The sequence below is a fragment of the Kutzneria viridogrisea DSM 43870 genome (genome assembly GCF_000525635.1).
GTDB classification, from domain to species: domain Bacteria; phylum Actinomycetota; class Actinomycetes; order Mycobacteriales; family Pseudonocardiaceae; genus Kutzneria; species Kutzneria viridogrisea.
The window spans coordinates 493475-518516 of record NZ_CP007155.1 but is presented as its reverse complement, the minus strand read 5'-3'; the positions used below and the strand labels follow the sequence as shown (position 1 = coordinate 518516).

Annotated in this window: 23 protein-coding genes; 10 read left to right on the top strand and 13 right to left on the bottom strand. The window is 71.5% G+C overall.

The window, feature by feature from the left end; genetic code table 11:
- Positions 1-177 precede the first annotated feature (177 nt).
- The 4 genes from KALB_RS02510 to KALB_RS02495 all read right to left on the bottom strand — a co-directional run bounded on the left by KALB_RS02510 (position 178) and on the right by KALB_RS02495 (position 4651).
- Positions 178-1188 (bottom strand): S1 family peptidase, encoded by a 1011-nt coding sequence (locus KALB_RS02510; RefSeq protein ID WP_318296917.1) that lies wholly within the window; start codon positions 1186-1188, stop codon positions 178-180.
- Between the two features lie 566 nt (positions 1189-1754).
- The gene (locus KALB_RS02505; protein ID WP_025354148.1) at positions 1755-2435 is read right to left on the bottom strand and encodes a hypothetical protein; all 681 of its coding nucleotides are present in this window, start codon (positions 2433-2435) and stop codon (positions 1755-1757) included.
- 82 nt (positions 2436-2517) lie between these two features.
- Positions 2518-4020 carry an MFS transporter gene (locus KALB_RS02500; protein WP_025354147.1) on the bottom strand — a complete coding sequence of 501 codons (1503 nt, stop codon included), beginning with the start codon at positions 4018-4020 and terminating at the stop codon, positions 2518-2520.
- Positions 4021-4063: 43 nt separating this feature from the next.
- Positions 4064-4651 (bottom strand): TetR/AcrR family transcriptional regulator, encoded by a 588-nt coding sequence (locus KALB_RS02495; protein ID WP_025354146.1) that lies wholly within the window; start codon positions 4649-4651, stop codon positions 4064-4066.
- A gap of 64 nt (positions 4652-4715) precedes the next feature.
- On the opposite strand from KALB_RS02495, the gene KALB_RS47425 reads away from it, so the two are divergent.
- From KALB_RS47425 to KALB_RS02475, 4 genes are all read left to right on the top strand, one after another.
- Positions 4716-4964 (top strand): hypothetical protein, encoded by a 249-nt coding sequence (locus KALB_RS47425; protein ID WP_025354145.1) that lies wholly within the window; start codon positions 4716-4718, stop codon positions 4962-4964.
- Positions 4961-6463: a carboxylesterase/lipase family protein gene (locus tag KALB_RS02485; RefSeq protein ID WP_025354144.1), complete on the top strand. Its 1503-nt coding sequence runs from the start codon at positions 4961-4963 to the stop codon at positions 6461-6463. The genes KALB_RS47425 and KALB_RS02485 overlap by 4 nt, the downstream gene beginning before the upstream one ends.
- Before the next feature lie 95 nt (positions 6464-6558).
- On the top strand, positions 6559-7593 hold the full coding sequence (locus KALB_RS43595) for a hypothetical protein (protein ID WP_025354143.1): 1035 nt from the start codon (positions 6559-6561) through the stop codon (positions 7591-7593).
- Between the two features lie 32 nt (positions 7594-7625).
- Positions 7626-9338 carry an IlvD/Edd family dehydratase gene (locus KALB_RS02475; protein ID WP_025354142.1) on the top strand — a complete coding sequence of 571 codons (1713 nt, stop codon included), beginning with the start codon at positions 7626-7628 and terminating at the stop codon, positions 9336-9338.
- Between the two features lie 118 nt (positions 9339-9456).
- Here KALB_RS02475 and KALB_RS02470 read toward each other — a convergent pair whose 3' ends face one another.
- Positions 9457-10212, bottom strand: a complete 756-nt coding sequence (locus tag KALB_RS02470) for a GntR family transcriptional regulator (RefSeq protein ID WP_025354141.1) — start codon at positions 10210-10212, stop codon at positions 9457-9459.
- 277 nt (positions 10213-10489) lie between these two features.
- Between KALB_RS02470 and KALB_RS02465 the strand changes: the two genes are divergently transcribed.
- The 4 genes from KALB_RS02465 to KALB_RS02450 are packed head-to-tail and all read left to right on the top strand — an operon-like array spanning position 10490 to position 14633.
- Positions 10490-11737 (top strand): extracellular solute-binding protein, encoded by a 1248-nt coding sequence (locus KALB_RS02465; RefSeq protein ID WP_025354140.1) that lies wholly within the window; start codon positions 10490-10492, stop codon positions 11735-11737.
- A gap of 4 nt (positions 11738-11741) precedes the next feature.
- Positions 11742-12719, top strand: coding sequence for a carbohydrate ABC transporter permease (locus KALB_RS02460; protein WP_025354139.1), 978 nt, complete (start codon positions 11742-11744; stop codon positions 12717-12719).
- A gap of 5 nt (positions 12720-12724) precedes the next feature.
- Entirely contained in the window at positions 12725-13546 is an 822-nt protein-coding gene (locus KALB_RS02455; protein WP_030107991.1) for a carbohydrate ABC transporter permease, read from the top strand.
- A gap of 52 nt (positions 13547-13598) precedes the next feature.
- A complete protein-coding gene (locus KALB_RS02450; RefSeq protein WP_030107990.1) occupies positions 13599-14633 on the top strand; it encodes an SIS domain-containing protein in 1035 nt (344 codons plus the stop codon).
- A 123-nt stretch (positions 14634-14756) separates the two neighbouring features.
- On the opposite strand, the gene KALB_RS02445 is transcribed toward KALB_RS02450, so the two are convergent.
- Positions 14757-15944 (bottom strand): NADH:flavin oxidoreductase/NADH oxidase family protein, encoded by a 1188-nt coding sequence (locus tag KALB_RS02445; RefSeq protein WP_025354136.1) that lies wholly within the window; start codon positions 15942-15944, stop codon positions 14757-14759.
- A 60-nt stretch (positions 15945-16004) separates the two neighbouring features.
- On the opposite strand from KALB_RS02445, the gene KALB_RS02440 reads away from it, so the two are divergent.
- Positions 16005-16616, top strand: a complete 612-nt coding sequence (locus tag KALB_RS02440) for a TetR/AcrR family transcriptional regulator (protein WP_025354135.1) — start codon at positions 16005-16007, stop codon at positions 16614-16616.
- Between the two features lie 592 nt (positions 16617-17208).
- Here KALB_RS02440 and nagA read toward each other — a convergent pair.
- The gene (nagA, locus tag KALB_RS02435; protein WP_025354134.1) at positions 17209-18390 is read right to left on the bottom strand and encodes an N-acetylglucosamine-6-phosphate deacetylase; all 1182 of its coding nucleotides are present in this window, start codon (positions 18388-18390) and stop codon (positions 17209-17211) included.
- A 234-nt stretch (positions 18391-18624) separates the two neighbouring features.
- Here nagA and KALB_RS02430 point away from each other — a divergent pair, with 234 nt between their 5' ends.
- Positions 18625-19299, top strand: coding sequence for a FadR/GntR family transcriptional regulator (locus KALB_RS02430; RefSeq protein ID WP_025354133.1), 675 nt, complete (start codon positions 18625-18627; stop codon positions 19297-19299).
- Here KALB_RS02430 and KALB_RS02425 read toward each other — a convergent pair.
- The 6 genes from KALB_RS02425 to KALB_RS02400 form a co-directional block, all read right to left on the bottom strand.
- Positions 19283-20122: an amidohydrolase family protein gene (locus KALB_RS02425; RefSeq protein ID WP_025354132.1), complete on the bottom strand. Its 840-nt coding sequence runs from the start codon at positions 20120-20122 to the stop codon at positions 19283-19285. The genes KALB_RS02430 and KALB_RS02425 overlap by 17 nt on opposite strands.
- A gap of 125 nt (positions 20123-20247) precedes the next feature.
- The gene (locus tag KALB_RS02420) at positions 20248-21180 is read right to left on the bottom strand and encodes an aldo/keto reductase (protein WP_025354131.1); all 933 of its coding nucleotides are present in this window, start codon (positions 21178-21180) and stop codon (positions 20248-20250) included.
- Positions 21177-21491: an L-rhamnose mutarotase gene (locus tag KALB_RS02415; protein WP_025354130.1), complete on the bottom strand. Its 315-nt coding sequence runs from the start codon at positions 21489-21491 to the stop codon at positions 21177-21179. The genes KALB_RS02420 and KALB_RS02415 overlap by 4 nt, the downstream gene beginning before the upstream one ends.
- Positions 21492-22493 (bottom strand): ABC transporter permease, encoded by a 1002-nt coding sequence (locus tag KALB_RS02410; RefSeq protein ID WP_025354129.1) that lies wholly within the window; start codon positions 22491-22493, stop codon positions 21492-21494. It abuts the gene before it with no gap.
- A complete protein-coding gene (locus KALB_RS02405) occupies positions 22486-23991 on the bottom strand; it encodes a sugar ABC transporter ATP-binding protein (RefSeq protein WP_025354128.1) in 1506 nt (501 codons plus the stop codon). Before KALB_RS02405 ends, KALB_RS02410 begins: the two co-directional genes overlap by 8 nt.
- A complete protein-coding gene (locus KALB_RS02400; RefSeq protein ID WP_025354127.1) occupies positions 23991-25025 on the bottom strand; it encodes a sugar ABC transporter substrate-binding protein in 1035 nt (344 codons plus the stop codon). The genes KALB_RS02405 and KALB_RS02400 overlap by 1 nt, the downstream gene beginning before the upstream one ends.
- Positions 25026-25042: the final 17 nt, after the last annotated feature.

The window sequence follows — 25042 nt, the reverse complement described above, 5'->3', positions numbered from 1 at the left end:
GAGTCCCGCCCAGCGGCCACCCGCCGCGCGGGACTCGCCAGCCCCAGAGCGGGACTCGCGCGCGGCAGAGCGGGACTCGCCGGGGGTGGGCGTAGGTGTGCCCCCGAGGCGGGGCGGGAAGGGGTCGCCGGCCTCGGGGGCACTGGGGGCGGGCCTGCAGGGGTGGCCCGCTGCGGATCAGCTCGTGGTCAGGCGCAGACCCCAGGTGCTCAGTGCGGGTCCGACCGGGCTGAAGTAGGTCGTGCCGCCGGAGCTGCAGTTGCCGGATCCGCCGGAGGTGACGCCCTGGGCCTGGCTGCCGCTGATCCAGGCCCCGCCGGAGTCGCCGGGCTCGGCGCACACGTTGGTCTTGGTCAGGCCGGTGACGGTGCCCTCGGCGTAGCGCACGGTCTGGTTCTTGGCCTGGATCGTGCCGCAGTGCCAGCCGGTGGTGGAGCCGGAGCGGCACACGGCCGCGCCGACGGCCGCTTCGGTGGAGCCCTTCACGGCCACGGTGGAGCTGCCGTTGGTCACCAGGCCCTGCAGGGTCCACTGGCTGCTGGTGACGTCCACCTTGCCGTAGTCCCCACCGGTGCCGAAGTGGCTGCCGTTGATGGTGCCCAGCGCGGCCCGGTTGTAGCCGGAGGCGCTGCCGCCGCTCTTGGTGCAGTGACCAGCGGTGACGAAGTGCTTGCCGCCGGAACTGTCGGTGGCGCTGAAGCCCACCGAGCAGCGGAAGTTGGAGCCGTACCAGGCGTCGCCGCCGCGCACGTTGTAGAACAGCTCGGGTTTGGCGGAGCCGGTGACCACGCGGACCGAGTCGCCCAGCGAGCGGGCCTGGTCCAGGAACGCGCTTACCCGCTGATCGGTGCCGGTGGTCTCGACGACCACGCTGTTGCCGGGCAGGTCCACGTACCAGCCAGTGACCGAGTCGGGGGCGGCCAGCGCGTCCAGACGGTCCTTGACGGCGTTGAGCTGGGCCTCGGTGTGCCGGACCACGCGGGCCTTGGCGCCGGCCGCGGTGACCTGGGCGGCCTGCCGGGCGTCGGTGACGTCGACCACGGCCCTGCGGCTGACCTGGTCGAACCAGGAGTCCGCGAAGGCCCCGCCGAGCTTGCCGCGCAGGGAGTCGGCGAGCCGGGCGGCGTGGTCCTGCTGTGCGAAGAGCTGCTGGGCCTGAGCGGGGTCGAGACCCAGATCACGCTGCAACGACGTAACCACATCGGGTGACAACGAGAAATCATCCGAGGAGGGTGTCGGGGAGGCAGGCACAGACGCCCCCAAGGCCGGTACGCTGATAGCAGAGGCGACGCCCAGTGCGAGCAGGGCGGCGCCGACAACACGGACCGCACGTGTGCGGTTCATCAGTCGTCTCCCTCATCTTCGGGTGCAGGGAACCCGGGAGGTCGTGGTTGCAGGGACCCCCCTCCCGGGGTCTGTAGGGGGACGGGTGGTGGGGCGGCGGCAGGGGTCGCCCCACCCTCCCCCACTCCTCGTCCGGGAGCAGGCGACTGCTGGCGCGGGAGTCATCGCCAACCGACCTCCTCCCCACTCACCCCATCGGCTGACACTTACTCAGCCCGACGGGTGTAGTTACGAACCCGTTACCTGTTACGACAAGGCCTGATTGGGTGCGAAGCGTGTCACAAGACACGGTTGCCTGGGTACGCCGAGTAGCAATTAACAATTGACTAATACGTAACGTCACCGTTGTAAGACACTCCGCACACGTCCGGGTGAAGTAGACACCGCTAGATGACGCAGTGCGTATGCGGCTATCCGGTGGTGGGCGCCCGCGAGGGTGGCGCGCTGGGCGCGGTGGTGCTCGGCGCGGCCGGGCTCGTCGTAGTGGTCGTCGGCGGCGGCGGGGTGGTCGTGGTGCTGGGTTCCGTGGTCGAGGTCGGCGGCGTGGCGGTGGTCGTCTCCGTGGGCGGGGTGCCGCTCGGCGGCACGCTCGTGGTGGTGGGTCCCGGCGCGGGGTGCTTCGCGGGCGTCTCGGTCGGCTGGTTGAACAGGGCACCCAGGGTGGTGCCGTTGTTGCCGCCGGAGACCGGCGCCCCGCGCACCGCCTCGATGCCGAAGATCACGAGCATGCCCAGGCAGAACGCGGCCACCGTGCCGAGGGCCACGGTGGCCCAGCGGCGCCTGCTCCAGCCGGTGCGCTCCGGCTCGGCCCCGGGCAGGTCCTCGGTGCGGATCTTGACGGTCTCCGCTTCCGACGGGTCCTCACCGCGGCCGCCGACCCGCGAGCGCACGGTGTCCCTGGCCCGGTCGATCGAGTGCTGGTAGAGCGTCGCGCCGACGGTGGTCACCACGCTGGCCAGCCCGGCGCCGAGCACCGTGCCCGCCACGCCGAGGTTGCTGCCCAGCAGGGCCGCCGTCACCGCCGCGAGCGCACCCGCGACCACCTGCGTCGGCTTCAGCTCGAGCCGAGTCTTACTGGTCTCCTTGTCCATGTCTCCATTCCTCCGCTGCACGTCCAACGATCCAGACGTGAGCGGTGCTCCCCCGGTTCGCCAATGGTGAGCACGAACACCCTCAACCGTCCACAGTGGACTTGTCGGTGAGGTGCGTTGGCGGGCCGTCTACTCCGCAGGCCAGCGCGCCGTCCAGTTCGGCGGGCGGTGGCGGCTGCTGGTTGCGCAAAACCCCGTTGTCCACGCCCAGAGCGAACAGGCCGCCCACCGCGGCCGCCGCCGCGCACACCAGCAGCGCGAGCTGCCAACCTGCCGTGAGCGCAACGGGATCGGTGTACTGGTCGCCGCGGATCCCCGCCACTGCGGGCAAAACGGCCACCGCGAGCAGCGAACCCGTTCTGGCCACGGCGTTGTTCACCCCGGAGGCGACCCCGGCGTGCCGGTCCGGGGCGGCGGCCAGCACGGTGGCCGTCACTGGGGCGACGGCGGCCGCCAGGCCCAGGCCGAACACGAGCACACCGGGCAGCACACCGGTCAGGTAGGACGCACCGGGTTCGGCCATGCGCAGCAGCAGCATGCCCGCGCCGACCAGGATCGGGCCGACCACCAGTTGCAGGCGCGGGCCGATGCGCTGGGCCAGCCGTCCGGAGCGGGCCGACAGCAGCAGCATCAGGATGGTGATCGGCAGGCCGGACAGGCCCGCGGCCACCGGGGAGTAGTGCAGGGACACCTGCAACTGCATGACCATCAGCATCATGACCCCGCCCAGCGCCGCGTAGAGCAGGAAGGTCAGCAGGTTCGACAGCAGGAACGTGCGGTCCGCGAACAGTTCCGGCGGCACCAGCGGGTCGGCGGAGCGGGCCTGCAACACGCAGAAGGCCACCAGTGCGAGCACGCCGACCAGGCCCGCGACCAGCACCAGCGGATCGGCCACGCCACGGGCGGGTGCCTCGACCAGCGCCGCGGTGACCCCGGCGAGCCCGATCGCGCCCAGTGCGGTGCCGGTGAAGTCCGGGCGGCCGGTCAGCTCCCCGTCGCAGGACTCGGGCACGTAGCGCCGGGTCAGCCACAGGCAGAGCAGGGCGACCGGCACGTTGATCAGGAACGCCAGCCGCCAGGACCCGGCCTGCACGAGCAGCCCGCCCAGCAGCGGGCCGACCGCGGTGGCCACCCCGGACAGGCCCGACCAGGCGCCGATGGCCCGCGCCCGGTCGTCGTGGGCGAAGGCGGACTGGAGGATCGCCAGCGAGCCGGGGGTGAGCAGCGCGCCGCCGACGCCCTGGAGCACGCGGGCGGCCACCAGCACCTCGGTGGTCGGCGCGATCCCGCACAGCACCGAGGTGATGCCGAACCAGGCCACGCCCAGCTGGTAGACCCGGCGCCTGCCGTAGCGGTCGCCGAGTGAGCCCGCGACGAGGATCAGCGCGGCCAGGGACAGCAGGTAGCCGTCGATCACCCACTGCAGGCCGGTCACCGAGGCGCCCAGTTCGGCGCCGATCTTCGGCAGCGCCACGTTGACGATCGTGCCGTCCAGCATGGCCATGCCGGAACCGACGATCGTGGCCGCCAGCACCCCTCTGGCCTGGCCGCTGCCCCACCGCACACCTGTGCCCGAGCTCGTCATGGGTGCAGGTTCCTGCGTGCGGGTGTCGGCCGCAAGGCGGGGGTCAGCGGTAGAGCCGCGCCAGGTGGTTGGTGATCGCCAGCTGGGCGGCGGCCAGGTCGATGCGGCCGATCAGCACGTGTGCGTCCAGCCCGTCGATCAGGGCGAGCAGGGCGTCGGCCTCGTGCTCGGCGTCCACCTCGGGGCTCAGCTCCCCGTACTGCTGGGACAACAGCAGCACGGCGGTGAACAGATCACGCCCTGCGGCGTAGTGGCCGCGCAGCACCTCGGCCAGCTCGGCGGACACCACGGCGCGGGCCAGGAAGGCGATCCACACCCGGCCCTCGTCCACGTGCTCCGGGGCACCGGTGATCAGGTCCACGGCCACCCTGCGCAGGAGCACCTGGCCGGGGCAGCCCGGCACGACCTCGGCGATCTGCTTGTCCAGCCGGGCGTTGACGGTGCGCAGGCTGTACTCGAATGCGGCCTTGAGCAGGTCGTCCTTGGTGGGGAACTGGCGCTGCACGTAGCCCATGGACAGCTCCGCCTCGGCCGCGACGGTGCGCACGCTGACCGCGTCCAGCCCGTCCCGCCTGGTGATCCGCAGCAGCGCCTCCAGCACCTCCGCGCGGCGGGTGTCCTCGGCTCTCACCTAGCTAGTATGCCGCACATCGATGCGATACGATCGCATCGATGCGATCGTATCGACTTGGGGGATGACCGTGCAGAAGTCCACGTACGACCTGCTCATGACCGGCTGCGTGCTGGTCGGGGTGCATGAGGGTGTGGTGCCGATCGTGATGCAGCTCTGCGGCTGGGGCTTCCACGCCCTGGCCTTCCCGGTACTGCTGCCCACCCCGTGGATGTGGACCGTCTCGGTGCTGGCGATCCTCGCCGCCTTCGCCGGGCTGTGGTACCTGGACGAGGCGAAGAAGCGCGCCTACCCGGCCGGGGCCGAGTCGTGATCAGGCTGCTCACCGCGGCACTGACCGCGCTGTCGCTGACCACGGCACCCGGCACACCGACCGTGGTGCACACCGACGCCGGGTCTGTCAGAGGGGAACAGACCGGGCGGTTCCTGGAGTTCCGAGGCATCCCGTACGCGGCCCCGCCGGTCGGCGACCTGCGGTTCGCCGCACCGGCTCACGTGCATCCCTGGGCGGGGGTCAGGGACGCACGTGAGCCTGGCTCGCCTTGCCTGCAACAGGAGGGCGGTCGGGTCAGCGGCAGCGAGGACTGCCTGTACCTGAACGTCTCCGTGCCGACCACACCGCGCTCGGGGCCGCGGCCGGTACTGGTGTGGATCCACGGCGGCGGCTTCCTCACCGGCTCGGGCAGCCAGTACCCGTTCACCGGGCTGGCCACCGCCGCCGACGCCGTGGTCGTGACGATCAACTACCGACTAGGCCTGTTCGGTGCCTTCCCATACCCGGAGCTGGGCGGCGAGGTGGAGTTCGGCCTCCAGGACCAGCAGGCCGCCCTGCGCTGGGTGCGGCGCAACATCGCGGCCTTCGGCGGTGATCCGCACGACGTGACGGTGGGCGGCGAGTCGGCGGGCGCGATGAGCACCTGCTCGCAGCTTGCCTCCCCCTCGGCGGCCGGCCTGTTCCAGAAGGCGATCCTGGTCAGCGGTTCCTGCGCGATGCGGCACGAACCAGGTGCGCTCGCACCGGGTTCCGGCGCGGTGTCCACCTGGCTGCCGCTGGACCAGATGCACGGTCCCGCCATGACCGCCGCGGCGAACCTGCACTGCTCGGACCTCAAGTGCTTGCGGGACAAGCCTTCTGGCGAGCTGCTCGCGCAGAGCGGGCCGCAGTTCGGGCTGTTGCCGTACGGCACGGACGTGCTGCCGATCCGTCCGCTGGACGCCCTGCGGCGCGGGCTGTTCACGCACGCCGCCGTGCTGAACGGCACCACGCACGACGAGCACGTGCAGATCACCGTGGACGGTTGGCAGAGCGCGCACCTGGACCGGGACGGCTACAACCGCGTGCTGACCGACACCTTCGGCGAGCGGGTCGCACGGCGCTACGCGTTGGCGCCGGGGCAGTCCCCGCTCGCCGGGCTGTCCAGGCTCTACACCGACGCCGACTGGATCTGCCCGGCACTGACCAGCAACCAGTTGTACGCCAAGGACAAGCCCGCCTTCGGCTACGTGTTCGACGACCCGGCCGCACCGGTGGCGGACGGTCGGCCGCTGCCGCCGGAGGTGACCCCGGCGACCACGCACGCCTCGAACATCTACTACCTGCTCGACAACCCGGCGCTGTCCGGGGCCGAACGCGCCCTCAGCGATCAGCTGATCGCGTACTGGGCGAACTTCGTGCGCACGGGTGACCCGAACGGCACCGGCCTGCCGCACTGGCCGCAGGCCGGTGGCGCCCAGGCGCAACGGCTCGCGCCCGGCGCCACCGGGCCGATCGACCTGGTCGCCAGCCACCAGTGCGATCTGTGGGCGCAGTGATGGAGATCCTGTGAATCCCTATTCCTGATGGCGCCCGAAATGTCTAGCCTGTCCTGGGCCCGCACAGCGCGGGTCCAGGACAGGGGGGTTACACCGTGAAGTTCGGACGTGTGTTCGGTCTGCTCTGCGGTTCGGCCGTGGCCGTGACCGTGCTGGTTCCCGCGACGGCCTCGGCCGAGCCGGGCGTGCGGCAGCTGCCCGCGCTGCCGGGCGGGTCGGCCAGCGGGGCGTGGGGCGTCAACAACAGCGGCGCGGCCGCGGGCTGGTCCAACACCGGGAACACCTCGCACGGCGTGCGCTGGACCGCCGAAGGCACCGCCGTCGACCTGGGCACCCTGCCCGGGGACACCGGCAGCTCCGCCACCGCGATCAACAACTCCGGCACCGTGGTCGGGCGCTCCTCGTCCAGCGGCGCGGACCACGCCGTGCGCTGGGGCTCCGACGGCGTGATCAAGCAGCTCGCCGCGCTCGAGGGCACCACGTACTGCACGGCAGAGGCCATCAGCGACTTCGAGGTCGCCGCCGGGCACTGCGGCGCCTCCTGGGCCTCCTACGAGGGCCGTGCCGTGCGCTGGAGCTGGGACGGCACCGTCACGGAGCTGCCCGCTCTGCCCGGGGACAAGTTCAGCAGCGCGCTGAAGGTCAACCGCGCGGGCACGGCCGTGGGCTACTCGACCACCCCCGGCTACGTCTCGCGTCCGGTGCGCTGGAGCGCGGACGGCACCGTCACCGCGCTGCCGCTGCTGCCGGGCGGCGAGTCGGGCAAGGCGCGCGGCCTGACCGAGAGCGGCGTGGTCGTCGGCACGGTCTGGGTGTACCGCAACGGGCACGGGGTGAACCACGCCGTGCGCTGGAACACCGACGGCACCGTCACCGACCTCGGTGTGCTGCCGGGCACGACCGACGCGCAGAGCGAGGCGTACGCCGTCAACGCCGACGGCACGGTGGTCGGCGAGACGCAGGACTCGCAGGGCCGCTACACCGCCGTGCGCTGGGCCGCGGACGGCACGGCCACCAACCTCGGCCTGCTGCCGAACGCCGTGGAGGGGTCCATCACCTTCGCCACGGCCGTCAACGACAGTGGCCTGGTGGTCGGCAGCTCCTCGGCCAACGCCGTGCGCTGGGGCTGACACGGCCCCTGGTCGCCACTAGCGTCGGCTCCATGGTCGACTCGCTGCGCAGTCACGGCTGGTTCCGCGATGAGGGCGTGCTGGGCTTCACGCACCGGTCGTGGCTGCGCAACCAGGGTCATCCCGACCACGCCTTCGACGGGCGGCCGGTGATCGGCATCTGCCAGACCGCCAGCGACCTCACCCCGTGCAACGCGCACCTGCGCGGCCTGGCCGAGCACGTCAGGCGCGGGGTGTACGAGGCGGGCGGCCTGCCCATGGAGTTCCCGGTGACCTCACTGGGCGAGGTCCTGATGCGGCCGACCACCATGCTGTTCCGCAACCTGGTGTCGATGGACGTCGAGGAGACGCTGCGCGCCAACCCGCTGGACGGGGTGGTGCTGCTCACCGGGTGCGACAAGACCACGCCCGCCCTGCTGATGGGCGCCGCCAGCGTGGACCTACCGACCCTGGTGGTCAACGGCGGTCCGATGCTCAACGGCCGGTTCCGCGGCAGGCAGCTCGGTTCGGGCACCGACGTGTGGCGGTTCGCCGACGCGCGCCGCACCGGGGCGATGTCGGCCGCCGACATGAGCGCGGCCGAGGCGTGCATGTCCCGCTCCGCGGGTCACTGCAACACGATGGGCACGGCCTCCACGATGGCCTGCTGGGTCGAGTCCATGGGCCTGTCGCTGCCCGGCATGGGTGCGCTGCCCGCGGTGGACTCCCGGCGCGCGGCCCTCGCCCACGTGTCGGGCAGCCGCATCGTCGAGCTGGTGCGGGAGGACGTACGCCTGTCCGCGATCGCCACCCGGCAGGCCCTGGAGAACGCGGTGGTCGTCAACGCCGCGATCGGCGGCTCCAGCAACTTCGCCGTGCACCTGCTGGCGCTGGCCGGTCGGCTGGGCGTGCCGTTCGGCCTGGACGACGTGGACCGGCTCGGCAGGGACGTGCCGCTGCTGGTGGACCTGATGCCCGCTGGCCGCCACCTGATGGAGGACTTCTGCTATGCCGGTGGCCTGCCCGCCGTGCTGCGCGAGCTGGGCGACCGGCTGCCGCACCCGCACGCCCCGACGGTCACCGGCGGCACCCTGGCCGAGAACACCGCCGACGCCGAGGTGTTCGACCGCGAGGTGATCCGCTCGGTGGCCGACCCGCTGCGCAGCGACGCCGGGCTGGCCGTGCTGCGCGGCAACCTCGCCCCGGACGGGGCCGTGATCAAGCCTGCCGCCGCCTCACCCCGCCTGCTGCGGCACGCCGGGCGCGCTGTGGTGTTCCACGGGGTCGAGGACCTGCACGCTCGGATCGACACCGTGGACTGCGACGCCGACTCGGTGTTCGTGCTCACCGGGGTGGGCCCGCGCGGGTTCCCCGGTATGCCGGAGGTCGGCAACTTCGGGCTGCCCAAGCGGCTGCTGGACGCGGGCGTGGACGATGCCGTGCGGATCTCCGACGGGCGGATGAGCGGCACCGCGTTCGGCACCGTGGTGCTGCACGTGGCGCCCGAGTCAGCGGTCGGCGGCCCGCTGGCCCTGGTCCGTGACGGGGACCTGGTCGAGCTGGACGTACCCGCGCGCAGCCTGCACCTGGCCGTGCCCGAGGAGGAGCTGGCCAGGCGGCGGGCGGAGTGGACCCCGCCGCCCCGGGCCGCCGAGCGCGGCTGGGTCCGGCTCTACGTGGACCACGTCGGCCAGGCCGACACCGGGGTCGACCTGGACTTCCTGGTGGGCGGCAGCGGCGCGCCGGTGCCGCCGGGCAACCACTGACCTGTACTCATCCCCCGCCACTCCCAGGGGGGCGACCCCGTCACCAGTCTACCGCCCACCCCCGACAGTTGATCTTGCTCAAGATCCACATGTGGACAACTCGGCGGGTGTGCACAACTCAGTCGTCGATGGGCCGGTTCAGGGTGGCCACGAACTTGTACCGGTCACCCCGGTAGACCGAGCGCACCCACTCCACTGGGTTGCCCTCGGTGTCGAAGGAGTGCCGGGACAGCAGCAGCATCGGCAGGCCGATGTCCGCGCCGAGCAGCTCGGCCTCCTCCGGGGTGGCCAGCGCGGTCTCGATGGTCTCCTCGGCGTGACCCATCTCCACCCCGAACCGCTCGCGCAGCACCTGGTACAGCGAGCCGCCGGAGCTGACGTAGCGGCGCAGGCCCCTGAACCGCCCGAGCGCCAGGTGCGTCGTCTCGATGGCCATCGGCTCCCCGTCGGCCAGGCGCAGCCGGTGCAGGCGCAGCACCTTGGCCCCGGCCCGCACGCCGAGCCAGCGGGCCAGTTCGGCGTCGGCGGCCTCCTCGCTGGCCTCCAGCAGCCGCGAGGAGGGCTGGCGGCCCTGTGCCCGCATGTCCTCGGTGTAGGAGCTCAACTGCAGGCGCTGGGCGACCTTGGGCTCGGCGGCGAAGGTGCCCTTGCCCTGCACGCGGAGCAGCCTGCCCTCCACGGTGAGCTCGGCCAGCGCCTGGCGCACGGTGGTCCTGGACACGTCGAAGTCCGCGGCCAGCGAGCGCTCGGTCGGGATCGGCGAGCCGGGCGGCATGGACCGCAGCAGTTCGAGCAGGTGCCGCTTGAGCCCCCAGTACTTGGGCTCGCGCTGCACCCGCGACCTGGCCCCGGCGTCGGCTGACGTCTCGAGCATGGCCTCCTCCTCCTTGGCTTGTCGCCCCACACCCCGGTGAACAGGATGCCCTGTCAACCGCTCTTCGTGCGATCACACCCCCGGTCATTCGTCGGATGACTTTGCAACGGTCTGGCAACCACCTTGACATCGACTGTGGCGCGGCACACCCTTTCTCGCATTGGTCTACACCAAATTGGCGACACAGGTGAGCTCGTCCGGCGGCGGAGCCGGGGTGGAAGGGCGGAAGCACGTGCTGCGGAGAACTACCTCACGGAGAACTACCTCTCGTATCGTGATGGCCACCGTGGGGGCGGTGACACTGGCGCTGGTGGCGGCGGCCTGCGGTTCCGGCGCCTCGGGTGGCGGTGACAAGAAGCTGACCGTCTGGCTGATGAGCGGCTCGGCCCCGGACGCCACGGTCAGCGCGATCAACAAGGACTTCGAGGCCGCGCACCCCGGTGTGAAGGTCGACTACCAGGTCCAGCAGTGGAACGGCATCGGTCAGAAGCTGACCACCGCGCTGACCGGCACCAGCGGCGGCCCCGACGTCATCGAGCTGGGCAACACGCAGGTCTCGCAGTACACCTCGCAGAAGACCCTGCTGGACCTGACCGGCGCGGTGGGCGACCTCAACGGGGCGCAGTGGCTGCCCGCGCTCAAGGAGTCCGGGGCCGACAGCGGCAAGCAGTACGGCGTGCCCTTCTACGCGGCCAACCGCGTGGTGATCTACCGGACCGACCTGTTCCAGCAGGCGGGCATCACCGCCCCGCCCACCTCCAACGAGGAGTGGCTGGCCGACCTGGGCAAGCTCAAGTCCCTGCCGAACATCGACCCGCTGTACCTGCCCGGCCAGGAGTGGTACACGCTGCTGTCGTTCATCTGGGACCAGGGCGGTGACGTCGCCAAGTCCGACGGCGGCACGTGGAAGTCCGCGCTGAACACCCCCGAGGCGAAGGCCGGTTTCGCCTTCTACAAGCAGCTGGTGGATGCCTCCGGCACCAAGGCGGCCAAGGACACCGACGAGGCCAAGCCGCAGCAGTCCGACGTGGTGGCCAAGGGCGACACCGCCTCCTTCATCGGCTTCTCCTGGGAGCTGGCCGGGGTGCTCAAGGCCAACCCGGCGCTGAAGGACAAGTTCGGCGCCTTCCCGATCCCGTCCAGGACCGCGGGCCAGACGGCCCCGGTGTTCCTGGGCGGCTCGGACCTGGCCGTCCCGGCCAACAGCAAGAACGCCGACCTGGCCAAGGACTGGCTGAAGCTGATCACCAGCGCCAAGTACCAGGGCCAGCTGGCCGCGGGCGGCTCGGTGCCGGGCACCTCCACCGACACGACCGCGCTGAACAGCACCCCGGCGGGCAAGGCCATGGCCACCGCCGCCAAGAACGGCAAGGTCACCCCGATCACGCCCAAGTGGGCCGCGGTCGAGGCCGACAACCCGCTCAAGACGGCGCTGACCGCCTACCTGACCGGGCAGAAGAGCCTGGACCAGGCCGTGTCCGACGCCGACTCGGCGATCACCAAGACGCTCGGCAGTTCGAGCTGAGCCGATGACGGTGACCACGAACACCGCGGTGCCGGTGGGGGCTCCCCCGCCGGCACCGCGTGCCACCGCGCCCGAGCGGCCCCGCAAGCGGCTGCTCGGGCAGCAGGCGATCCCGTACCTGTTGCTGCTGCCCGCCACGTTGGCGGTGCTGGTCATGCTCGGCTACCCGGTGCTGTCCGTGGTGCTGACCAGCTTCCGCCAGCTCGACCTGGGCGAGCTGGTGCAGGGCGAGGTCGTCTGGAAGGGCCTGGACAACTACCGGGAGATCCTGTCCGACCCGAACTTCTGGGTGATCACCGGGCGCACCCTGGTGTTCACCGCGGCCTGCGTGGCCAGCACCGTGCTGGGCGGTCTTGGCGTGGCGCTGCTGATGCGGCACGCCAGCCGGGGCGTGCGGCTGGTGCTCCAGCTGAGCCTGGTGTTCGCCTGGGCGATGCCGCTGCTGTCGGCGACCACCGTGTTCCAGTGGATGTTCGACCAGAACTACGGGATCCTGAACAAGACCCTGGTGCAGCTGGGCTTCCACCAGTTCGCGGGCTTCTCCTGGTTCTCCACCGGGTTGAGCACCATGGCCGTGATCGTCATCCTGATCGCCTGGCAGGGCATCCCGTTCGTGGCCTTCACCCTGTACGCGGGCATCGTCGGTGTCCCGGCCGACCTGTACGAGGCGGCGGGCCTGGACGGGGCCAGCAGCTGGCAGACCTTCCGCGCGGTGACCTGGACGGCACTGCGCCCGCTGGTCAACGTGGTGACCTTCCTGTCCCTGCTGTGGGACTTCAAGGTGTTCGCGCAGGTGTGGGCGATCCGCCAGGGCGGGCCGGACGGCGGCAGCACCACGCTGCCGGTGTTGCAGTTCCTCAAGGGCATCGCCACCAGCCACTTCGGCGTGGCCGCGGCGGTCAGCGTGATCATGATCGTGCTGCTGGTCGCGGTGACCTGGCAGAACCTGCGGCTGATGCTGCGCAGCGAGGGGGTGGACTGATCGTGTTGCGTGTCAAGCGGATCACGGTGTCGGTGGTCGGCGTGCTCGTGGCGGTGCTGTTCGCCTTCCCCACGTACTGGATGGTCACCACCGCGCTCAAGCCCGCCAACCAGCTGCTGTCGGACAGCTACGACCTGGTGCCGCTGGGGCTGACCCTGCAGCACTTCGTGGACGGCATCAGCAAGGAGGGCTTCCTGACCGCGCTGGGCAACAGCGTGATCACCTCGCTGGGCGCGGTGCTGTTCGCGCTGATCGCCGGTCTGCTCGCGGCGGTGCCGTTGGCGCGCATGCGCTTCCGCGGCCGCAAGGGCTTCGTGCTGCTGGTCCTGGTCGCGCAGATGGCCCCGTTCGAGGCCCTGCTGATCCCGATGTACCTGATGATGCGCTCGGCGGACCTGCTCAACCAGCTGCCCGGCCTGATCCTGGTGTACTTCGCGGCCACCCTGCCGTTCACCGCGTGGACGCTGCGCGGCTTCGTGAAGGGCATCCCGGTGGACCTGGAGGAGGCGGCCATGGTGGACGGCTGCGGGCGCTGGGCGGCCTTCCGCCGGGTGACCCTGCCGCTGCTGGGCCCCGGCCTGGTGGCCACCTCGGTGTTCAGCTTCATCACGGCCTGGAACGAGTTCCTGTACGCGCTGACCTTCATGCAGGACCAGGGCAACTACACGCTGCCGGTGTGGCTGTCGGGCTTCCAGACCCAGTTCGGCACCGACTGGGGTGGCACGATGGCGGCCTCGACCGTGTTCACCGTGCCCGTGCTGATCTTCTTCCTGATCGTGCAGCGCAATCTCGTGTCGGGCGTCACCGCGGGGGCGGTGAAGGGCTGAGCCATCCACTAGTATTGGTCTAGACCTAGCGGGACCCCCGAGGAGGACCGTGATGCAGCCAGGCCAGCACATGAGCGCGGACATCGCCGCGCAGCCGAAGATCTACGCGGACCTGGTCGCGCGCCAGTCCGAGCTCGCGGGCGTCGCCGCGAAGATCGCCGAGCGCAGGCCCAGGTTCGCACTGCTGGCCGCGCGTGGGTCCAGCGACCACGCCGCGCTGTACGCCAAGTACCTGATCGAGGTACTGCTCCAGCTGCCCGCCGGGCTGGTGTCCCCGTCCACGACCACGCTGTACGGGGCCCGGCCCGACCTGACCGACGTGCTGCTGGTCTCGGTCAGCCAGAGCGGCGGCTCCCCGGACCTGCTGGAGGTCACCGAGTCGGCACGTCGCCAGGGCGCGCTGACCGTGGCGGTGACCAACACCCCGGACTCCCCGCTGAACCTGGCGGCCGAGCTGTCGGTGGACGTCGGCGCGGGCCCCGAGGTGGCCGTGGCGGCGACCAAGACCTACTCGGCGACCCTGCTCGCGCTGTACCTGCTGATCGACGCGGTGCGCGGCGGCAAGGGCGAGCAGGCCGCCAAGCTGGGTGAGCTGGCGCAGCGCACCCTGGACGAGTCCCAGGCCGCTGTCGACGAGGCCGTACAGCGGTTCAGGTTCGTCAACCGCGTGCTGACCACGGGGCGCGGCTACTCCTCGGCGACCGCTGCCGAGGCGGCGCTCAAGCTGGCCGAGACCAGCTACCTGTCGGCGCGCTCCTACAGCGGGGCAGACCTGCTGCACGGCCCGGTCGCCGCCGTGGACGCCGAGACCGGCGTGCTGGCCGTGACCAGTTCGGGTCAGGGCGGGGCCGCCATGCGCGAGGTGCTGGACGTGGTGCACTCGCGCGGCGCCGACGTGTTCGCCGTCGGGTCGGCGGCTGCCAAGGTGTCGGCGGCCCTGCGCATCCCGGTGGCCGAGTCGGCCGAGGAGGTCGCGCCGATGTTGGAGGTGCTGCCGGTGCAGCGGCTCGCGCTGGGCCTGTCGCTGGCGCGCGGCGGGGACCCGGACAGCCCGCGCGGCCTGAACAAGGTCACCAAGACCCGCTGAGCGGGACTCACACTCCACTGAGCGGGACACGCCGAACTGTCGGCGTGTCCCGCTCACCAGCACGCGAGTCCCGTCCTGAGGCACGCGAGTCCCGCTCTGGGGAGCGTCACTCCCGCTCAGCGGTCAGCGAGTCCCGCCCTGTGTGAGTGCGGTGGCGGTCAATCTGCCCAGGCCCGCGGCGATCGTGCCCAGCCCTGGCTTCGCCTGCGGCCAGCGCCCGGCGGCGATCCGCCGGAACTGGGCGTTGTGCCAGCCCAGTTCGAGATAGGCGTCGACCGGCCGGTAGCCGGTGCGCGGGGCGCTGCGGGGCAGCGACACGGGTTCGTCGGCGGCGAGCAGTCGCGCAGGGTAGTCGGTGACGAAGGCCAGCGGCCGGGCCAGGCCGATCACGTCCACGGCGCCGCTGTCCAGGACGCGGCGCATGGTCTTGGGGTCGCGCAGGCCGCCGGTGAGCATCAGCGGCATCTCGGTGCGCTCGCGTGCGGTCTCGGCGAACCCGAGGAAGTGCCCTTCCGCGTGGTCCATCATGGCCGGTGACTCGTAGTTGCCGCCGGAGATCTCCAGCAGGTCCACGCCCTCGTCGGCGAGGGCCCGCACCACGTCCAAGGACTCGGCCTGGCTGAACCCGCCGTGCTGGAAGTCCGCGCTGTTGAGCTTGACCGACACGGGCGTGCCCCGGCCCACGGCGGCCCGCACCGCGCGCACGACCTCCAGCAGCAGCCTGCGCCGCCCGGCCGCGTCCCGCCCGTACTCGTCCTCGCGCCGATTCGCCAGCGGGGACAGGAACTGTGACAGCAGGTAACCGTGCGCGGCGTGCACCTGCACCCCGTCCCACCCGGCCTGCCACGCCAGTTCGGCGGTTCGGGCGAAGGCCGCGACAACCCGAGCGATGCCCGCCCTGTCCAGCGCGCGCGGCCTGCGCAGGTTCATGCCGGGAATGCCGACGGCCACTGTGGACGGTCCGACCGGCTGCCTCAGCAGCGGCAGGCTGGCCACTCGCCCCGGGTGGTTGATCTGCATCCACGCCGCCGCGCCGCCGGACTTGGCCGCCTGGGCCCAGCTCCGGTACGCGGGCAGGTAACGCTCATCTTCCAGGATGGCGTTACGAGGCTCGGTGAGCGCGGTTCGGTCGACCATCACGTTGCCGGTGACCAGCAGGCCAGCACCGCTGCCGCCCCACACCCGGTACAGCTGGCGCAGCGCCTCCGTGGGCGCGCCGGTGCGGGTGGCGAGTTGCTCGCTCATCGCGGCCTTGGCGAGTCGGTTGGGCAGGGTGGCCCCACAGGGCAGGCGCAGCGGCTTGTCGAGCATGGCGACTCCCGGCTCCAGAAAGCTACAGTGCTGTAGCTTTTGCAGGCTACGCTGGCCGCCGTGACCACGGCAAGCAGCAAGCGCCCCTACGCCGCCAGACTCCCCCCGCAGGAGCGCCGCGAGCAGCTGCTGGACGCCGCGCTGCTGATCATCAACACCGACGGGGTAGGCGCGGTCTCCGTGGACGCCGTGGCCAGGACCGCGGGCGTGACCAGGCCGGTGGTGTACGGGCAGTTCGCCGACACCGGGGACATTCTGCGCACCCTGCTGACCCGCGAGGAGCAGCGTGCGCTGGCGCAACTCGCCGAACTGCTGCCGCGCGAGCCCGCCGAGCACGACCCGGTGGAGCTGTTCACCGCCACCCTGGACGGCTTCCTGCGCGCTGTGACGGCGCACCCGGACACGTGGCGGGCGATCCTGCTGCCGGTGGACGGCGTGCCGCCGCCGGTGCGCAGGCACGTGGAGCGGGCCGACCGGCAACTGCGGGACCGGTTCGCCGCGTTGTGCCGGTGGGCGCTGGGTGAGCGCGAGGTGGACGTGGAACTGCTCGCGGAGAGCCTGCTGGCGCTGATGAAGCAGGCGGGCCGCCTGGTGCTGGCCGAGCGCGAGCTCTACCCGCCGGAGCGGATCACCGCGTTCGGCCGCGCCATGGCCAGCGCGTTCCTGAGCTGAGGAGCACCGGTCACGCCGGTAGGCGGGACTCACGCGCGGCTGAGCGGGACTCGCCACGCCGCTGGGCGGGACTGACCGTCGGCTGAGCGGGACTCGCGCACCCCACAACGGGACTCGCGCGCGGCCGAGCGGCACCGGTCACGCTGCTGGGCGGGACTCACCGTCGGCTGACCGGGACCCGCGCACCGGAGAACGGGACACGCGCGCCGCTGAGCAGTCACCGCCGCCACGCGGGTGGGCGGGACTCGCGCGCCGCTGGGCGGGACTCGGCCGCTGGAGAACGGGACACGCCGCCCCCGCGCACTGGAGCGCGGAACCGCCCCGTCGGCCGAGCGGTCACCGCCACGCCACTGAACGGGACTCATCGTCGGCTGAACGGGACACGCGCACCCCACAACGGGACACGCCCGCCAGCGAGCGGGACTCGCACGCAGCTGAGCGGCACCGGTCACGCCGCTGAACGGTCACCGCCACGCCGGTGGGCGGGACTCACCGTCGGCTGAACGGGACTCGCGCACCGGAGAACGGGACTCGCGCGCCCCACAGCGGGACACGCCCGCCAGCGAGCGGGACTCGCCGGTGGTGGGCCGTGTCAGCTGCCCGCTGCGACCAGGCCGCCGACCTCATCGGCGTCGTACACGACCTCGCCGTCCACCCAGACCCTGCGCGGCCGCAGGTCCTCGTCCCACCACACCAGGTCGGCGACCGCACCGGGCGCGATGCGGCCCAGGTCCTTCGCCCCGATGGCGTCGGCCGGGATCTCGGTGGCCGAGGTGAGCGCGTCGGCCTCCGCGACCCCCAGCGAGACGATGTTGCGCACGGCCCGGTCCAGGGTGAGCGCGCTGCCCGCGATGGTTCCCTCGGGGGACCGCGGCACCCCGGCCTCGGTCAGCAGCACCTCGGCGCCGCCCAACCGGTAGCGCCCCGCGGGCATGCCCGCCGCCGCCACGGCGTCGGTGACCAGCATGACCCGCTCCCCGGCTGCGGCGAACACCAGTCGGCAGACCGGTCCGGCCACGTGCGCGAGGTCGGCGATCAGCCCGAGCGTGTACCGGTGGTCGGTGAGCGCGATGCCCGGCACACCGGGTTCGCGGTGGCTGAGCGGGGTCTGCGCGTTGAACAGGTGGGTGACCATGCTGGCGCCCGCGTCGGCGGCGGCCGTGGTCTGCGCGGCGGTGGCGTCGCTGTGCCCGACCGAGACGACCACGCCCGCCTCGACCAGTCGTCGGATCGCCTCGGTGCCGCCGGGCCGCTCCGGGGCCAGGGTCACGATGCGCAGCGCCTCGGCGACGGCCCTGTCGCGCAGGATCAGGTCCAGGTTGTCGGTGCCGGGTGCGACCATGAGGTCCGGGTCGTGCACACCGTGCCGCTGCGGGGAGAGGAAGGGGCCTTCCAGGTGCAGCCCGACCGGACGGGCACCGTAGTGCTCGGGCAGCGCCGCCATGGCCGCGACCAGCGCGCGGGACTGGCGCACGATCGCGGGTACCGGGGCGGTGATCAGGGTGGGCAGGAACCGGGTGACCCCGGTGCGCGGCAGGAAGCCCGCGACGGCGCGCATGCCCGCCGCGTCCACGTCGGCGAAGTCCACGCCGAAGGCACCGTTGATCTGGACGTCGACCAGGCCCGCGGTGAGCAGCCCGGTGGGCAGCACCTCCGCGTCAGCGGCCCGCCCCTCGACGACCTCGACGATCCGGCCGTCCCGGACCCGCACGGAGACGGGACCGGTCAGGGCGCGCCCGACGAGCGCCCTCGGGGCTGCGACTACGGCTTCCACAGAACCCTCCATTGGTCCAGACCATTAGAACGGTACGGCCAGCAGAGCAGCACGTCCAGTTAATTGTCCACCATAACCAGAAATACTGAGTGAAAAACCCGCTCCGCCAAGGGGGTGGTTGCGGAACGGACACAACCAACCTTACGCCGAATGGAGCAATCCACGTCTCGGGGAGCACCATGACGCATACTGGGCGCAAACATCCGAGGTCTTGTCGAGCGATTCGAGGCGGGCGTGGCAGTCACGGACGACGCGATCCTGCGCGTGAAGGAGATGATCGTCTCCGGGGAACTGCGGCCGGGTGACCGCCTGCCCAGGGAAGCCGACCTGGCCGAGCGCCTGGGGCTGTCCCGCAACTCCCTGCGCGAGGCCGTCAAGGCGCTGTCCCTGGTCCGGGTGCTGGACGTGCGCCAGGGCGACGGCACCTACGTGTCCAGCCTGCGCGCCGACGACCTGCTCGGCGCCCTGTCCTTCGTGCTGGACCTGCACCGGGGCGAGGACTCGGTGCAGGAGGTGCTGGAGGTGCGCCGGATCCTGGAGCCCGCCGCCGCCGCGATGGCCGCGCAGCGGATCAGCGAGGACGAGGTGGCCTCGCTGCGCGGGCTGTGCGACGCCGCCGCGGCGGCCAAGTCGGTGGAGGAACTGGTCGAGCACGACCTGGAGTTCCACCGCCGGGTCGTGCAGGCCTCCGGCAACGCCTACCTGGCGCAGTTGCTGGACACCCTGGCCGGACCGACCGTGCGAGTGCGGATCTGGCGGGGCATCACGCAGGCCAGCGCCGTGGACCGGACCGTGGCCGAGCACCGGGCCATCGTGGACGCGCTGGCCGCGCACCAGGCGGAGCTGGCCCGGTCCTGGTCGACCGTGCACGTGGCCGGGGTGGAGCAGTGGCTCAAGGACCTGGCCTGAGCCGGTAGACCTCGGTCGCGGTGCCGCCGAACACCCGCTCGCGCTCGGCCGCGCTCAGTTCCGCCGTGAGCTGTTCGGTCGCGTCGAGCACCTCCGGGTACTCGGCGGCCAGCAGGCACACCGGCCAGTCCGAGCCGAACATCACCCGGTCCGGCCCGAAGGCCGCCAGCACGACCTCCGCGTACGGCCGCAGATCGGCCACCGACCAGTTCGCGTGATCTGCCTCGGTCACCAGCCCGGACAGTTTGCACGCGACGTTCTCCCAGGCGGCCAACCGCCGGATCTCCCCCGCCCACGGTTCGAGCTCGCCACTGGCGATGGGCGGCTTCGAGCAGTGGTCGAGCACGAACCGGACCTCCGGCAGTTCACTGACGGTGCGGACCGCCGCCGGGAGTTGGTGCGGCAGCGTCAACAGCTCGTACACCAGCCCCGCCTGCCCGACAGCCGCAAGGCCGCGCCGAACCTCCGCCCGGCACAGCCAGTCCGGGTCCGGTTCGCCCTGCACCTGGTGGCGGATCCCGCGCAGCCACCGCCCGCCCGTGCCGCCCGTCAGCTCCGCCAACCGGTCCGCCACGTCCTCGGCGGTCAGGTCCGTCCAGCCCACGACGGCCTGCACCAGCGGCCACTGCTCGGCCAGCGCCAGGAACTCCGGGGTCTCCTCCGGCACCGTCACGGTCTGCACCAGGACAGTCGCCTCAACGGAGCCTTGACTCGCCAGCGGCAGGAGGTCCTCGACACCGAAACTGCGCCGGATCACCCCCGTGGTCCAGGGCTGATCGCGAACCGTGAGATCCCAGACGTGGTGGTGCGCGTCGACCCTCACGGCACGCTCCGGCACAGTTGTCCACAGGCCGCTGAGTTGTCCACAGCTCGCCCTTTCTGCCTGGTCACGGGGTTGCCCGGCGGTAGACTGGACTTGGGGTCGCCCCCCTGGGAGTGGCGGGGGATTTATACGGGTAGGAGCAGGTCAGCGGCGCGCAGGTCGGACCAGAGCTGGTCGGGGACCGGGGTAGCGAGCCAGCTGGCGTTCTGGCGGATCTGTTCGGGCGTGCGCGCGCCGACGGCCACCGAGGTGACGGCGGGGTGGCGCAGCGGGAAGTGCAGGGCGGCCTGGGGCAGCGGCACCGCGTGGTCGGCGCAGACGGCGGCGATGCGCCGGGCCCGGGCCACCAGCTCGGCGGGGGCGGGGCCGTAGTCGTAGGTGGCGTCGGCGGGCACCTCGGGGCTGGCGAGCAGGCCGGAGTTGAACACGGCGGCGGCGACCACGGACACGCCGCGTTCCAGGCACAGCGGCAGGAACTCCGCCAGCGCCCCCTGTTCGAGCAGGGTGTAGCGCCCGGCGAGCATCACCTGGTCCAGGTCGGTCTCGCGGACGAACCGCGCGGGCACCTGCCACTGGTTCATGCCCACGCCGATGGACCGGACCACGCCCTGCGAGCGCAGGTCCGCCAGCGCGGGATAGGCCTCGGTCAGGGCCTGGCGCCAGTGGTCGTCGGGGTCGTGCAGGTAGACGGTGTCCACCCGGTCGAGGCCAAGTCTGTCCAAAGAGGACTCAAGGGAGCGTTTGACCCCGTCGGCGCTGAAGTCCCACTCGCGGCGCAGCGTCGCTGGCACGTCGAATCCGCCGACGGGCAGGTCGGATCCGGCACCGGAGGCCGGGACGAGCACGCGGCCGATCTTGGTGGACAGGGTGTAGGAGTCACGCGGGTGCGCGGCGAGCGCGGCGCCGAGTCGGCGTTCGGACAGCCCGAGCCCGTAGTGCGGGGCGGTGTCGTAGGCGCGGATCCCGCAGTCCCAGGCAGCGGCGAGGGTCTCGGCCGCCACCGCGTCGCTGACGGCGCTGTAGAGGTTGCCGATGGGAGCGGCGCCGAAGGTGATCACGGCAGCTCCCAGACGAGCCGCACCGAGGGCTCGGCCCCGGAGTAGTCGTCGGGCACGTCGAGCAGCTCGGCCATGCGCGCCTGCCAGGGGATGTTGGCCGGGTGCTCGCGCAGTTGCTCACGCATGGCGGCGTAGTCGGCGACCTCGATGAGGTGGAACAACTCCCTGCCACTGCGCCAGATCCGCCAGGAGTGCACCCCGGCCTCACGCAGTGCACCGTCCAATTCGGACGGTATGGTGGCGTGCACGCGGTCGTATTCGGCTTCACAGCCCGGTTTGAGCCTGGTGTGCAGTGCGATGGTCTGCGTCATCTAGTCCTGGGCCTTCCCGGTCGTCAGCCTGGACAGCATCAGCGCGACGAGGATGATGCCACCGTTGATCGCGCCGTACCAGAACGGGGACACGTGGGCCAGGGTCAGGATGTTCTGCACCAGCCCGAGCATCAGCACCCCGCACAGGGCGCCGAACAGGGTTCCCTTGCCCCCGTTGAGACTCACCCCGCCGATCACCGCGGCGGCGAAGGTCGTGAAGATCATGTTCTGGCCCTGGGCCGCGGCCACCGAGCCGAGCCTGCCCGCCATCAGCAGACCGGCCAGCGCGGCCAGCACCCCGCCGAGGACCAGCACGGTCCACACCACCCGGTCCACCCGGATGCCCGCGGCCCGCGCCGCGTCCGAGTTGCCGCCGATCGCGTAGAGGGCACGGCCCTGGCGGAAGAAGCCGAGCACCACGATGCCCACGGCGAACAGCAGGCCGGTGATCCACACCGAGGCGGGCAGCCCGAGCCAGGTGGCGCTGCCCAGGTAGCTGACGGAGGCGGGCAGGTCGAACAGGTTCTGGCCGCCCGTCGCACCCAGCTGCACCCCGCGGATCGTGATCAGCATGCCGAGTGTCACCACGAAGCCGGACAGCCGCAGCTTGAGGATCAGCGCCCCGTTGACCAGCCCGATCAGCGCGCCGATGAGCAGGCACAGCGGGATCGCGGTCCACTCCGGCAGCCCAACCCCGAGCCCGTGGCTGGAGGCGGGCACGATCAGCGCCACGGCCAGCGCGGGCGCGAAGCCCACCGTGGACTCCAGCGACAGGTCGATCCGCCCGGCGATGAGGATCAGCGCCTCGGCGAGCACGACCAGACCCAGTTCGGTCTGCTGCTGCACCACGTCGAGCAGGTTGCCCGCGGTCAGGAAGATCGGGCTGACGATGAAGCCCACCACCAGCAGCACCAGGATCGCGGGCACCAGGGCCAGGTCCCGGAACCGGGCCAGTTGCAACTTCGGCTTGGCCGCGGGCAACTGGGCTGACAACTCACTCACTGCTCTCCCCGATTCCCTCGATAGCGCCGACCAGTTCCCCATCGGTCCACCCGGCGGCGAACTCGGCGGCCACCGCCCCGTGCCACATCACCAGCACCCGGTCGCACGGGCGCAGGTCGTCCAACTCGTCGGAGATCACCAGCACCCCGGTGCCCGACCCGGCCGCCCGGTCCACCGCGTCCAGCAGGTTCTCCTTGGACCGCACGTCCACCCCGGCCGTGGGGTCGATCAGCACCAGCACGCTGGGTTGGTCGGCCAGTGCCCGCGCCATGACCACCTTCTGCTGGTTGCCGCCCGACAGCCCGGCCACGTCCTGCTCGGGGCCGGCGGTCTTGATCGCCAGGTCGGTGATCATGGACTCGGCGACCGCGCGCCGACGGCCCGGTGAGATCGCGCCGAACCGGCCGAGCTTGTGCGCGATGGGCAGGGTGGCGTTCTCGGCCACGCTCAGCCCGGCGACCAGCCCCTCCTTGTGCCGGTCCTGGGGTACGAACCCGATGCCGCCCGCCAGTGCGGCGGGCACGCTGCCGGGGCGCAGCCGCCTGCCGGAGACCTGGACCTCGCCGTGCACCGGCTTGCGCAGGCCGACGATGGCCTCACCCAGCGCCACCTTGCCGCTGCTGGCCGACCCGGCGATGCCGACCACCTCACCGGGGCGGATGGCCAGGTCCACTTCCTGGAACTGGCCGGGCAGGCCGAGTCCACTGACCTTCAGCACGGGAGTCAAGTTTTCCGCTACTGGAGAACGATTTCCCTCGGTGCGCAGGCCGCTGGCCTCGCCGGTCATGGCCTCGACAAGGTCCTCTTTGGACAGTCCACGCACCGGACTGGTCAGGATGTGCCTGGCGTCGCGGAAGACCGTCACCTCCTGGCAGATCTCGAAGATCTCCTGCAGGTGGTGGGAGATGAACAGGAAGGTGACCCCGCCCTCCCGCAGGGAGCTCATCCTGGCGAACAGCCGCTCGATGGCCGGTCCGTCCAGCTGCGCGGTCGGCTCGTCCAGGATGATGAACCGGGTGCCGAAGGACAGCGCCCGCGCGATCTCCACCAGCTGCCGCTGTTCCACGGTCAGGTCGGCGGCCATCGCCGCGGGGTCCACGGCCACGGCGTACTCGTCGAGCAGTTCCGCGGCGCGGCGGCGCAGCCGCGGCCAGCTGATTAGCGAGCCGCCGCCGAGCGCCTGCCGGTTGATGAACAGGTTCTCCGCCACGGTCAGCGTAGGGATGATCGTGGACTTCTGGTAGACGCAGGCCACCCTGCGCCGCCACGCCTCCCGGTCCTCCACCGGGGGCGCGGGCTCGCCGCCGAAGCTGACCTGCCCGCTGTCCGGCCGGTTCAGCCCCGTCAGCACGGACACGAGGGTGGACTTGCCCGCCCCGTTGCGGCCGACGAGCGCGTGCGTACTGCCCTCGGCCACGGTGATGCCGACCCCGTCCAGTGCGAGGGTCCGGCCGAACCGCTTGCTGATGTCGCGGGCCTGTGCCGCTGGCTGTGTCATCACTTGCCGATCTGGTTGCCCCAGAGGCTGGAGTCGCCGACGTTGTCCTTGGTCACCAACGGCGCGGGCAGCTGGTCCTCCAACTGGCCGCTGCCGACGTCCACGATGGTGCTGCCGTGGTCGGTGGCGCCCGGCTTGAAGGACTTGCCCTCCACCGCGGCCTTCGCGTAGTACAGCGCCCACTTCGCGTATAGGTCGGCGGGCTGGGACACGGTGGCGTCGATCTGCCCCTGCTTGATCGCCTCGAACTCCTGCGGGATGCCGTCGTTGGAGATGATCGTGATGTGCCGGGGATCGCCGGCCGGGAACAGGTGGTTGGTGGACTTGAGCAGTTGCAGGGTCGGCGCCAGGAACACACCACCGGCCTGCATGTAGATCCCGTTGATGTCCGGGTTCGCGGTCAGGTCGGTCTGCAACGCGGCCGAGGCCTTGCCGCCCTCCCAGTTGGTGGGCTCGGCGAACACCGTGATGCCCGGGTAGTTCTGCTTCATGCAGTCACCGAACGCCTGTGAGCGGTCCCGGCCGTTGATCGAGGACAGGTCGCCCTCGAACTCCACGACCTTTCCCTTGCCCTTCAACTGCTCGCCGAGGTACTTGCACGCCTTCTCGCCGTACGCCTTGTTGTCCGCGCGCACCACCATGTAGGCGCCGCCCTTGTCCGGGCGGGTGTCCACGGTGATCACCGGGATCTTCTTCTGGTTCAGCCGGTCCAGGGTGGTGGTGATGGCGCCGGTGTCCTGCGGGGCCATCACCACGGCCTTGGCGCCCTGGTTGGTCAGCGTCTGCACGTTGGACACCAGGGTGTTGACGTTGTTCTGCGAGTTGGTCGGCGGCATCAGGTTGATGCCCAGGTCCTTGGCCTGCTGGGGCACGTACTTGGCGTAGGAGTTCCAGAAGTCGGAGTCGGCGCGGGGCAGGTCGATGCCGACCGGCCCCGCCCCGCCGCCGGTGGCCGCGTCGGTGCCCCTGTTGCACGCGGCCAGCGCCCCGGCGAGCGCCACGCACACCGCGACGGTGAGGATGCTGCGCTTCATGGTGTTCCCTCTGTTCG

Bases quoted from the DNA above. Each gene is read 5' to 3' on its own strand.
- KALB_RS02505 (WP_025354148.1), bottom strand. From the start codon at position 2,435: ATGGACAAGGAGACCAGTAAGACTCGGCTCGAGCTGAAGCCGACGCAG.
- KALB_RS02500 (WP_025354147.1), bottom strand. From the start codon at position 4,020: ATGACGAGCTCGGGCACAGGTGTGCGGTGGGGCAGCGGCCAGGCCAGA.
- KALB_RS47425 (WP_025354145.1), top strand. From the start codon at position 4,716: ATGACCGTGCAGAAGTCCACGTACGACCTGCTCATGACCGGCTGCGTG.
- KALB_RS02475 (WP_025354142.1), top strand. From the start codon at position 7,626: ATGGTCGACTCGCTGCGCAGTCACGGCTGGTTCCGCGATGAGGGCGTG.
- KALB_RS02470 (WP_025354141.1), bottom strand. From the start codon at position 10,212: ATGCTCGAGACGTCAGCCGACGCCGGGGCCAGGTCGCGGGTGCAGCGC.
- KALB_RS02465 (WP_025354140.1), top strand. From the start codon at position 10,490: ATGGCCACCGTGGGGGCGGTGACACTGGCGCTGGTGGCGGCGGCCTGC.
- KALB_RS02460 (WP_025354139.1), top strand. From the start codon at position 11,742: ATGACGGTGACCACGAACACCGCGGTGCCGGTGGGGGCTCCCCCGCCG.
- KALB_RS02450 (WP_030107990.1), top strand. From the start codon at position 13,599: ATGCAGCCAGGCCAGCACATGAGCGCGGACATCGCCGCGCAGCCGAAG.
- KALB_RS02445 (WP_025354136.1), bottom strand. From the start codon at position 15,944: ATGCTCGACAAGCCGCTGCGCCTGCCCTGTGGGGCCACCCTGCCCAAC.
- KALB_RS02415 (WP_025354130.1), bottom strand. From the start codon at position 21,491: ATGACGCAGACCATCGCACTGCACACCAGGCTCAAACCGGGCTGTGAA.
- KALB_RS02405 (WP_025354128.1), bottom strand. From the start codon at position 23,991: ATGACACAGCCAGCGGCACAGGCCCGCGACATCAGCAAGCGGTTCGGC.
- KALB_RS02400 (WP_025354127.1), bottom strand. From the start codon at position 25,025: ATGAAGCGCAGCATCCTCACCGTCGCGGTGTGCGTGGCGCTCGCCGGG.